Annotated in this window: 2 protein-coding genes; both read left to right on the top strand. The window is 44.2% G+C overall.

Annotated features, from left to right (window positions below; translation table 11 throughout):
- The first annotated feature begins 265 nt into the window (after nucleotides 1-265).
- Nucleotides 266-1,267 carry a helix-turn-helix transcriptional regulator gene (locus LI091_RS18175; RefSeq protein ID WP_059086507.1) on the top strand — a complete coding sequence of 334 codons (1,002 nt, stop codon included), beginning with the start codon at nucleotides 266-268 and terminating at the stop codon, nucleotides 1,265-1,267.
- A 364-nt stretch (nucleotides 1,268-1,631) separates the two neighbouring features.
- Nucleotides 1,632-5,051: a SpaA isopeptide-forming pilin-related protein gene (locus LI091_RS18170; protein WP_265191441.1), complete on the top strand. Its 3,420-nt coding sequence runs from the start codon at nucleotides 1,632-1,634 to the stop codon at nucleotides 5,049-5,051.
- The last annotated feature ends 13 nt before the right edge of the window (nucleotides 5,052-5,064 follow it).

Raw genomic sequence — 5,064 nt, 5'->3', positions numbered from 1 at the left:
TTAGTATAAAAGGCTGACGGTTATTTTTCTATACACTGTTTTATTTGACGCTTACGGATGTGTGCTGATGAGGGTTGAGAGATGAGCTTCGGATGTATGCTGATGTGGCTTGAGAGATGAGCTTCGGATGTGTGTTGATGAGGGGTGTGTGATGGGCTTTGGATGTGTGGTGATGTGGCTTGTGTGAGGGCTTCGGAGGTTTGTTGGTTTGGTTTTGAGGGTGGTCTTTTGGGGGCTGCTTGGGTTTTGGAGGAGAGTGGGTTGTATGTGTGATTATGTGGTTTTGCCGCTTTTGAATTCGTCTTTTGAGCCTGGGAGGGCTCGGGAGGTTGTTGAGGGGTTTGTGGATGTGGATTTGAGGAATATTGCGCGGGCTGAGCTTTTTTATTTTACGGGGCAGGCGGAGGAGTGTTGTGAGATCACGAGGGGGTATCTGTCCAGCAGGGTTATTGAGCTGAAGCTTTCGGCGTGTATTTTGTATGGGTATTCTAATCTGACGCTGGGGAATGTGGCGGCGGCTAAGCGGGGGATGGAGGGAATCCAGTCCTGTGTGAAGATTGCTATGAAGAAGAAGGTTCCTAAGGATGTTTATGCGTCCTGTCTTCTGGCGGGGTATGTGGGGGCGGTTTTGCTTCATCTGCCTACGGATGGGATGCCTGCTTTTGGGGAGTACAGCAGGATGCTTCCTGAGGGGCTGAGGCTTTTTGCCACGTATGTGATGGCGCACCATACTTATCTTAACGGGGAGATATGGAGTGCTTATGGGATGGGGAAGGCTGCTTTGTTTATGGCGGAGAGGTCGTATCCGATCAGTATGACGTATATCCACTGTATGATGGCGGTGTGTGCGATCAACCGAAAGCATAAGCAGGAGGCACAGGAGGAGATGCTCCGGAGCTGGGAGCTGGCGAAGATGGATGGGTTTCTGGAGCCTTTTATTGAGCATCATGGGCTTTTGCGGGGGCTGATCGAGGCCTGTATCCGGAACCGGGATCCGGAGGCGTATCAGCGGATCACGGAGGGTGTGATTTCTTTCAGCAGGGGCTGGATGGCGCTTCATAATCCGGAAAACCGGAGAAAGGTTACGGGGGAGCTGTCGACGATGGAGTTTTCTATTGCCATGCTGGCAAGTGGGGGATGGACCAATAAGGAGATCGGAGAGCATCTGGGGATTTCCATTAATACTGTCAAGCATTACCTTACGGATATCTTTTGCAAGCTGAATGTCAAGAAGCGGGATGAGCTGAAGAAATTCATGTTAAAATAGTGACAGAGGCACTTTTTTTTGAAAAAACGGGCCTTACAAAACAACTGGTAGTGTTGTATAATAAATATCACGAATAGTCAGATTTTATCGGAGAAATCAGACGAAAAGAACCAGTAAACGAGTAAGTTAAGAAGGAGGAGTTGAAGACTGATTCTCGATAGCATCTGATAATGTCAATATCCTTACCAAAAATGCCTGGTATATTGACACTACAATCACATAAGGGTAAAATATTGAAAAGGTGTAACCTGTTTACTCACCGGCTAAAAACATGAAGCTTTTTTAAGAGAAAGGAATATAAACAGAAGTAAAGTAATAAGAAATACAGTACACGTTAATGCACACATAGGAAAGCGGGAAAGGTATGAAAAAATTAAGGAATAATAAGATCAGAAAACTCCTGGCATTTATGGTGGCTTTGGCGTTGATGGTATCCTGTATGCCGAGTGCATATACGATCTCCGCGAGTGAGGCGTTCGGAGATGGAACGGAGGATATATTTACAGATGGCGAAATTACATCTGAACCAGCGGCCGAAGAATCGACACCGGATGTAAGCAGCGCTGACCAGGAGGAAACGGAACAGGCGCAGCAATCGACGCTTACATATGAAAATGATTCTGTTAAAGTAACAGCAGAGGCACTGGAGGACGGAGCTCTTCCGCAGAATACAGCATTGAAGGCTGACGGCGTAAACGAGAATTCATCCGTATCTTATGATACAGTTTCTCAGAAGCTTTCAGCAGCAGCTACAGACAAGGGCAGCAGCCTGAGAGGTTTTTTTGCGTATGATGTGTATTTTGCTGATGGCGACGGAAACAGAGTCGAGCCGAACGGCAGAGTCAGAGTAACTTTTGAGTACAAGACACCGGCAGCACCGGAGCTTACCGATGCAGCCAGCACGAGTGTAACCGTTGAGAAGCTTCATTATAACAGCAGTACCGGTGATACTGATGTTAACACCTTACAGGCCAACGAGGATCTGAAGGTTCTGAATGTCAACGAGGGCAAACAGATCCAGACACTTCAGGTTGAGACTGGCAACGCAGCTGTTTTTGCCGTTATGTGGGATTCTCCTGAGACAGCAGATGTCGAGGCGGAAGCTGTTTCCGGTAATGAGGACGAGGTGTCTATCGCATCAGAGGAGCTTACGGACGGAATGGATATTTCGGACGAGCCTGAGCAGGATGCAGCTGAGACACCGGCAGCAGAGAATCCGGAGGTAACTCCTGAGGCAGAGCCTTCTGAGGCTCCGGCGGAGAATCCGGATGCTGAACCTACCGAAGCGCCGGCTGAGAATCCGGATGTGGTGGAAGAACCGGCAGAGGATATTGCGAGCCCGGAGGAGGTTCCGGCAGCAGATGAGAATGGTGAGACAAGCCTGATCGAGGTTCTGGGAGACGATACGAATCTTCGTGTCAGCCCATCTATCGAGGCAGAGGTTCTGGCAACTGTAAACGCAGGAACACAGCTCACACTTCTGGATACCGTAACAGCAGAGGACGGAGCAACCTGGTACAAGGTTTCCTGGGAAGGAACCGAGGCTTACATAAGAAGTGATATGGCACAGGTTGTTGAAAGCAGTGATGAGGCAGAAGAGCCTGAGGATGTGCAGGAAGAAGAAATTCAGCCTGAGATCACCAGATATGATTACAAGAGTGACGAGGTCAATGTCAAGGTTACTCTTACCGATCCGGCAGATCTTCCGGACAACGCAGAGCTTTCCGTAACACCGGTAGAGCTCAGCCAGGAAGCCGAAGACCAGATCACAGAAGAAGCGATCAAAGAAAAGAAAGCCATCGAGAAGATCCATTCCTACGATATCAAATTCCTGGTAGACGGCGAAGAAGTTCAGCCAGGTGCTTCAGTGAAGGTATCTGTATCTCTGAATGATGAGAAGAAAATCAAGGATGCGGATGTATATCACGTAGACAAGAATGATAACGTTGAAAATATGGATGGCAGCGTTGCTAAGAATGGTGATGTTGAGTTTGAGACTACGCATTTTTCTACTTATGTAATCGTTGGTAATAAGCGTGACGATAAGATAAAAGTTACAATAGAGCATTATGACGAAACAACTGGAAAGAAGATTTATGCAGATGATGTTGATAAAGAACTTTCAGTTGGGCAGAAATTTGATTGTAAGAAAGCTACAAACTGGGATATCGCGAGAGTAGACGTAGTTAAAAATGAAACAACAACTACTGTAAATGAAGGTGATATTGAATTAGCACAGGATGCTACGGTAAAAGTATATTATACTCCTACCACCGGAACATTTGCCGGTGCACCTACGTTTTATGATTATACGGTAATGGCCGGACAGAGTGGAAGTACTTATTATTCCATTAATCAGAAGAGTAATTATAGTGATCCAGACAGTAATCAGAAGTTAAGTATGGGTGAAACCCATAATGGAAAATTAGCAGATCAAAACTATGAGCCATATCGATATACTTGGCAAAAGGATAACAAAACGGTTAACTTATGGACTGGAGGCAAAGATGTTATTACTGGTTTGTTGAAGGGACTAGATGAAAATGGCAATGTAGAATTTAATTATCCAGATCCAGGATTTTTTAATGAGACTGATTTACTGGCAGGAAATTCAAACGACAATTACTTAAGAAAAGTATATAAAGATTATAATTTGAATTTTGAAAGAAGTGGTGACACATATACATTAACGGGTGTAACAGATGGAAGTGGCACTAACGTAACAACACAGTATAAGTTAAATAAAAAGGAAAATTCGGGAGAAGATTTCTTTCCATTAGATACTGTGGCTTCAAAGTATGAGAAAGGATATACTAGAAAAACGCAAAGTGCACTTGGGGATGATGGTAAAGAACATAATTATTATTTTGGAATGCGTTATGACATGAAGTTCAACGTTGGTGATTATGTAGGCCCATTAAGTTATTCTTTTACAGGTGATGACGATATGTGGGTTGTCATGGATGGCGGAACAGAAAAGCAGCAGATTATCATTGATTTAGGTGGAATTCATAATGCAGCAACTAAAACTGTGGACTTGTGGGAGTATTTGGATGAAGGAGATAAATCTACACATACATTAACGGTTCTTTATATGGAACGAGGAGCAGGTGCTTCTAACTGTTACATGAATTTTACCCTTCCAAACGTAACAATTTCACAGGTAACAACGGATGCGCTTGGAACTCTGAATTTCCAAAAAGTTAATAAAAAAGGTGATGGACTTAGCGGTGCAAGATTTACTCTTTATAATGACGAAGAGTGCACAACACAGATTGCAACAGCTACATCTGATGATCGCGGAAATGTTACATTTGATAAGCTGAGAGCAGGAACATATTATCTGAAAGAGATTCAGGCGCCAGTGGGATATGTTGCTTCCAATGAAAAATGGACGGTAACGGTAACAAAAGAAAATAATAATGTTACAACCACATTAAAAAACAGTTCAGGAACAGCAGTTAAAGACAATAAAATTCTGAATGAGACTCCGGAAGAAATTATCAACTCCAGTATGACGACTAGCAAAACGGCTAAAGTGAAAGACTGGGATCAGAGAACCTACGACATTACCATTAACGCAACATCCACAAGTACAAGTTCCATAATTGAAACGAAAACGCCGGTGGCAGATATCATGTTGGTATTGGATGTGTCCGGATCGATGGGAGAGGATATTACTTCTTATTCATACACATTTGTTGCTAATAATACTTCTGAAGCAAGAGATGACAAGAAGCTTGTGAACTACTCGGCAACTGAGTTACCAGAGCATCTGAATTAAGGCGGGATACCGC

This window comes from Blautia sp. MSK20_18 (assembly GCF_020553125.1).
Lineage (GTDB): Bacteria > Bacillota > Clostridia > Lachnospirales > Lachnospiraceae > Blautia_A > Blautia_A fusiformis.
Note: the sequence above shows the minus strand (reverse complement) of the source record. Positions and strands in the feature narration are given on the sequence as shown.